The 6,196-nt window shown below is 53.7% G+C and carries 5 protein-coding genes and 1 pseudogene; 2 read left to right on the top strand and 4 right to left on the bottom strand.

Annotated elements, in window-relative coordinates:
• Window positions 1–158: pseudogene (locus JGZ97_RS01870) on the top strand (IS256 family transposase); the annotation flags it as partial.
• Between the two features lie 66 nt (window positions 159–224).
• Here JGZ97_RS01870 and JGZ97_RS01865 read toward each other — a convergent pair.
• From JGZ97_RS01865 to JGZ97_RS01850, 4 genes are all read right to left on the bottom strand, one after another.
• Window positions 225–728, bottom strand: coding sequence for a hypothetical protein (locus JGZ97_RS01865; RefSeq protein ID WP_207060893.1), 504 nt, complete (start codon window positions 726–728; stop codon window positions 225–227).
• A gap of 43 nt (window positions 729–771) precedes the next feature.
• A complete protein-coding gene (locus JGZ97_RS01860; protein ID WP_207060892.1) occupies window positions 772–1,209 on the bottom strand; it encodes a hypothetical protein in 438 nt (145 codons plus the stop codon).
• Between the two features lie 750 nt (window positions 1,210–1,959).
• Window positions 1,960–2,325, bottom strand: coding sequence for a hypothetical protein (locus JGZ97_RS01855; protein WP_207060891.1), 366 nt, complete (start codon window positions 2,323–2,325; stop codon window positions 1,960–1,962).
• Between the two features lie 55 nt (window positions 2,326–2,380).
• Window positions 2,381–3,436 (bottom strand): restriction endonuclease, encoded by a 1,056-nt coding sequence (locus tag JGZ97_RS01850; protein WP_207060890.1) that lies wholly within the window; start codon window positions 3,434–3,436, stop codon window positions 2,381–2,383.
• A gap of 597 nt (window positions 3,437–4,033) precedes the next feature.
• On the opposite strand from JGZ97_RS01850, the gene JGZ97_RS01845 reads away from it, so the two are divergent.
• Entirely contained in the window at window positions 4,034–6,169 is a 2,136-nt protein-coding gene (locus JGZ97_RS01845; protein WP_207060889.1) for a Tex family protein, read from the top strand.
• Window positions 6,170–6,196: the final 27 nt, after the last annotated feature.

The raw sequence follows: 6,196 nt of genomic DNA, 5'->3' as shown, positions 1-6,196 counted from the left end.
CCAAGACTCGCCGATCATTCCCGACGGACAAATCAGTGATGAAGGTGCTCTATCTGGCCTTGCACCAGATCGCCAAGAAGTGGACCATGCCGATACGGGACTGGAAGCAGGCGATGAGCCAATTCATGATCCTGTTCGGTGACCGGATATCACATTGATCAACCGCCACTTACACAGAAAAATTTACAGTCTCGCCTGTAACGCCTTGTTATGAAAGAATAACATTAAATTTTGTGGAAGTTGCGGTCTCTATCGTACAAATAAATTTTGCCAAATCTATTATCACTACCATTTTTTATAATTTTGATTTTTAAAACAAGATCTTCAATATCTTCAATGTCAACGAATGGAGAGAACAAGCCAACCAAGAGTATTCCCTGGGCATACATTTTGTAAACATTACGTATTGCATTTTTATTATATTTCGCCAAGACAACATCTTGAACTACTCCTTCATATATTTGTTCAGGATCAATTATTAATTTTCTTTTCGTATGAATATGGGGAACATCATCAGCAGGGTACGAACTGATGCTTCTAGCTAATTCTTCATTTAGAAATGCATCTGTTATTTCTACCCAAGTTTCCTTACCATCTATATTCACTAGAGCGTCTGGTGGTTCAGGGTGGCCAATGATTTTGAGAGTGACACCTTTGTTTAATAAATATTTTTCAAAACTATGCAAAACACTTTGCTCATGTTTTTCTTTTGCTTCTCTTCTTTTCACTTTTTGAATACATTTCAAGATATCGAAAGGTTAACATACTAATCTACCACGGCAATTCATCTTCAGTTGCACAACTAATGCTGAGCAAATGCTGAGGGTATTTCCTCAAAATTGCAAAATATATTTCTATCATTGTTAAACTTCTTTTCTTTTTGTCTTCATATTCCTTTCGACCACTCTCTCCAATTATTGCACCAGGTGTCCCAAGATCGATTAAACAGGTTGAATAGTTGCCATTATCTTTTATGTAAATTTTAACTGAAAAGTTCGGGGTATATAAAAATTTAACGCTTCTTCTGTTCTTCCTTGACTGCATGTGTGTATATATTTTTTCCTTCCAAATGTAATCATATATTTTATCAGCCAGTTGCGGTGTTATTTTCATACCGAAAACCTTAAAACCAGCAGCCTCAACTTTTTCAGGGGTAAGATGATTTTTAATTTTATCCCATACATCTCGTCTAAAATACTCACGCTTCATATTTTATAAAAATCCTTTTTTAGGTATTCATAACAGTTTAATTCTGGGGCGCCCGTTTTGCCGTATTAATATCCTGAATAAAGGTTGGCAAATGGCTGAAAAGAAGAAGAAATTTGAGAACACCGATCATCTTCCTCCAATGAAAACGAGCATGCGCATCTATCCGGGTGGGGGGGCACTGTATCTCCGTGCCCCGCTATTCCTAACACCCTGATAATGTGGGATTTTGGTACGAGATGCCAGAGCAAACCGTGCAGCCAGCCCAGACAAAACGAGCGTCTTTTTCACAATGGAGCAGATATGCTGTATTCATAACAAGCCTTCCTAGTCTGTACATTTAGTGCTGCTAAAAGTCCGAAAAGAGGCCAGCTCTGTCATTCAGCATGCCTGATTGACCAAGTTTCAGCGTCCAGTTTTGACCGGGGTGGCTGGCTTACAAGCCGCCCGTATCGAGGCTTCTAGCCAATTCTAGGCTGATCAACAGCTGGGATGTCGCCACCGTCGCGCAGGTCGCTGTCGCGCCCGCTGCTATTAACCTTCATAAGATGACAATGGACGAATAGCGGACCTTGCGACCCTGGCTGGAGCAAATTGGCGAGTATGACGCTGGCATTGTCGAGTACACGATTGATGCGTGCCGAGCCCACCCGGATTCGAGGCAACACCTGTTGGGCCAAGGTTCCAAAGAAAACAGTCCTATTTAAACTAGCCCCTCTCACCAAAGCAATGACTTCAGAGGAAGCAGATCCTTCAGAGCCACTCTGGCTCATCCACCTTTCCGGCATCCCGCAAGGCCTCCACTGAGGCCTTCGCCCCCCACTCGACTGCCATATGATGCCCATTCAAATACAGCACTCCTTGGCTGGGATTTGGCTGACCGGTTTGTGAACGATATACCAGAAGGATGTTCAGAAGCTCCCTAAGGTGCAGCAAGAAACCAGATTCCCGCAGCGCGTCACAACAATCGTCCCCATCAAGCTGCCAATCTATGTAGTCGAGTTGGTTGTCCGGCGATTCGCTAAAGAAAAACGCCCGGCCATTAATAGTTTTATGCCGGAGGTGCTGATCCGCTAACAGATCTAAGCGATATTGGTCGAAGCATTCATCATAAGTCATACTTTTCCCTCATCAGAAACCAGTAACGGTCCGCACCACCAGCTGACTCCCTCCTCTAAAGCAGTAGGGAAGGCAACTTGGAGAGGCCCAGTTTATTGAGCGTGGCGAATGACAGATCATGAGCATGGTCTACAAGCCACTCTGTGAAGGTTTCACCGTCCATCACACCAATTCCATCGCTTTGAGCTTCTTCTACCAACTCAGCCGAGACGCCTCCCGTAGTAATGATCCAGCGCTGGACTCCGTCATCGCTGTCTAACAGCTTAAGCTGCTGGAGAGCCTGACGACCGGTCATGCCATTGTGATGCTTTACCTGTATTAACAGTTTGTTGGAAGAAAAACGATCACCACGGAAGGCCTCGACATCGGCATCTGCGCCCCCCTCGAAAGCGGACTTAGAGAGTACTCGTGCTGAATACCCTTCCAGCCGCAGGAGCTCTGCCACTAAGTTTTCTAAACCTATACCACCACTCTGTAAGTTTGTCTGGCCGTTACGAATATTAGCCAGCAAGCGCTTCCTGAGAGTATCCAAGGCGTCAGCTTCCAAGGCCTCGATATGAGAGTTGAAACTAGTTCCACCACCACTGCATACCTGATCAACCATTCGCAAAATGTCTTCGCGGAACTCGTTCAGGGATACCACAGACATCCGTATCCGCAAACGCGTGGAAAGCGCTTCCGGCAGCTCAGAGCGAGGAATCCGAACAACTGATCCGTCCTCGTTTCGCAAATACTCTACGCCCACCCGATTCTCACCGTATTCTACTCCTGTACGGTAGGAGCGAATCCCAGTAGCAAACCCAATAGCTACCGCTCGATAAAGAGGGACAACCACAATGTCTCCCTCGGAAATAGCGAGAAAGCGCTTCATCTGGTTGCGGTGTCGACCGGGGTCAATTCCTTTGGCCGAGAACGCCCCCATAAGCTCATCAAAAGACGAGGCATCGCTAAAATCGACTTGCCGCCATCCGTAACCTGCTAGGTTTTCACCAACCAAATCAGAAGGACTTCGAACCAGATAAATATTGCAGTTTTCCAAACCTAGCACTCCGTTATGCTCTTTATCGACACGTAAAAATACCTTATCGACCCAAATTACATTCCAGTACATCTAGAGGCAAGGACCCAGCTTGGCAGCGACACCTCGATTCCATCAAACTCACGAGCTGAGAGCTAGGCGGTCCAGCCGCATACTGGCCAAAAGCGACACTCTCTCTGCAAGAATTTGTTTTTCATGGACTAACCAGAAATAAGTCTCCCAGTGCGTAGGTTCCTTAGCCAAGCGCTCATGCGACGCAACCGCTAACGCATTTACCCGCCAAATGGGCGGTCATGCCCCCCCCCTGAAAAATGGGGGGGCTTTTTCTTACAGGGTCATGGACGCGGGTTCGAGTCCCTAAAACGGACTCGAACCCGCGTCCATGCAAAACGACTGGCGATTACCCGCCAATGTGCTACGCTGTCATTGTCTAGCATGCTGTAACAGCTTGAAATTTATCGGTAACCGAGGTCGGTGGAGAGTCCCGCCAGCTCCACCAACAATAAACCTTCGCCGGCAGGCGAGGGTTTTTTTATTTTCCAGCATTCAGGCGCAGAGAAAACGCGCCGCTGCCAGTTGCCTCCCCTCGATCCCATCCGCTAGGCTAGCGGCCCCTGTGCGTCCGCCATTGCGGGCGTCCCGCTCACTCTTCACGGGCCCGTGCCAATCATGATTCATCTGCGTATCGCCAGCGAACTTCAGGTTAAACCCGGGCAGGTGGAGTCGGCCATTCGGCTGCTGGACGAGGGCGCCACCGTGCCCTTCATCGCCCGCTACCGCAAAGAGGTCACCGGGGCGCTGGATGATTCCCAGTTGCGCCAGCTACAGGAGCGGCTCAGCTACCTGCGAGAGCTTGAAGAACGGCGCGCCACGGTGCTGCGCAGCATCGAGGAGCAGGGCCAGCTGACCGACGTCCTGCGAACCCAGGTGCTGAACGCCGACAGCAAAGTTCGCCTGGAAGACCTCTACCTGCCCTACCGCCCCAAGCGCCGCACCAAGGCGCAGATGGCGCGCGAGGCCGGCATCGAGCCCCTGCTGGAGAAGCTGTTGGCCGGGAACGGCCAGCCGTCAGCGCTGGCCCGGGGTTTTATCAACAGGGAGGCCGGCTACGGAGATCCGGAAAGCGTCCTGGCGGGCGCCGCGGCCATTCTCACCGAGCGCATGAGCGAGCAGGCCGACCTGGTGAGCCGGCTGCGCGAGCAGATCTGGCGGGATGCGGTGCTGCAGGTTCGGGTGCTGAATGGCAAGACGGATGAAGGGGCCAAGTTCCGCGACTACTTCGATCACCGCGAGCCGCTCAAACGCGTGCCCTCACACCGCGCCCTGGCCATTCTGCGCGGGGTGCAGGAAAAGGTGCTGAGCGCCAAGCTCGACCTCGATGCGCAGCTCGCCCACTACGATACGCGGGCCTGCCAGCAGGTGCGTTTCAATCCACGGGGCCCCAGTGGTGAGTGGGTACGCACTACCCTGGCCAAAGGGCTGCGCGGCAAGCTGCTGCCCCAGCTTGAAAAGGAGCTGCTGGGCCGCATGCGTGAGGCCGCCGAAGCCGAGGCCATTCGCGTCTTTTCCCGCAACCTCAAGGAGCTGCTGCTCAGCGCGCCGGCCGGCATGCGCCCGACCCTGGGGCTGGACCCGGGCCTGCGCACCGGGGTCAAGGCCGCCGTGGTGGACAGCACCGGCAAGCTGGTCGCCCATACCACCATCTACCCCCACGCACCGCGCAACGACTGGGACCGGGCCATCGCCTCCCTGGCCAAGCTCTGTCGCGCCTACGGGGTGGAACTGATCAGCATCGGCAACGGCACCGGCTCGCGGGAGACCGACGCCCTGGTGAGCGATCTGTTCAAGCGCCACCCGGAAATCAAGGCGCAGAAGGTGATGGTCAACGAGGCCGGGGCCTCGGTCTACTCGGCCTCCGCCCTGGCCGCCCGGGAGTTTCCCGAGCTGGACGTGACCCTGCGCGGCGCCGTCTCCATCGCCCGGCGCCTGCAGGACCCCCTGGCCGAGCTGGTCAAGATCGAACCCAAGGCCATCGGCGTCGGCCAGTACCAGCACGACCTCAACCAGACCAAGCTGGCCGAAAGCCTGGATGCGGTCGTGGAGGACTGCGTCAACCAGGTGGGGGTGGATCTCAACACCGCCTCTGAGGCCCTGCTGACCCGGATTTCCGGCCTGACGCCGACCCTGGCCCGCAATATCGTCGCCTACCGCGACGAGCACGGCGCCTTTGCCAGCCGCAACGAATTGAAAAAGGTCCCTCGCCTGGGCCCCAAGGCCTTTGAGCAGGCGGCGGGCTTTCTGCGCATCCGCGGGGGCAAGCAGCCGCTGGATGCCTCCAGCGTGCACCCGGAAGCCTACGGCCTGGTCAAGCAGATCGCCGCGTCTCAACAGCGCACCCTGCCCAGTCTGATCGGCGACAGCGCCTTTCTGCGGGGGCTGAATCCGGGCGACTATGTGGACGCGCAGTTTGGCGAGTTCACCGTGCGCGACATTCTAAAGGAGCTGGAAAAACCGGGTCGCGATCCGCGTCCGGAGTTCCGCACCGCCCGCCTCCAGGAAGGGGTGGAGTCGCCCAAGGACCTGAAGCCCGGCATGCAGCTCGAAGGCACCGTCACCAACGTGGCCAACTTCGGCGCCTTTGTGGATATCGGCGTACACCAAGACGGCCTGGTGCATATCTCGCAGCTGGCGGACCGCTTCGTCAAGGACCCGCACGAGGTGGTCAAACCCGGCGATATCGTTCAGGTGCGTGTGCTGGAGGTGGACCTTGAGCGCAAGCGAATTTCCCTTTCGATGAAGCGCTAGGCCTTACTGCCAATCACCTCGTACGGG

The sequence above is a fragment of the Motiliproteus sp. SC1-56 genome (assembly GCF_017309075.1).
Taxonomy (GTDB): Bacteria; Pseudomonadota; Gammaproteobacteria; order Pseudomonadales; family Balneatricaceae; genus Motiliproteus.
This window is presented reverse-complemented; position numbering and strand designations above follow the sequence as displayed.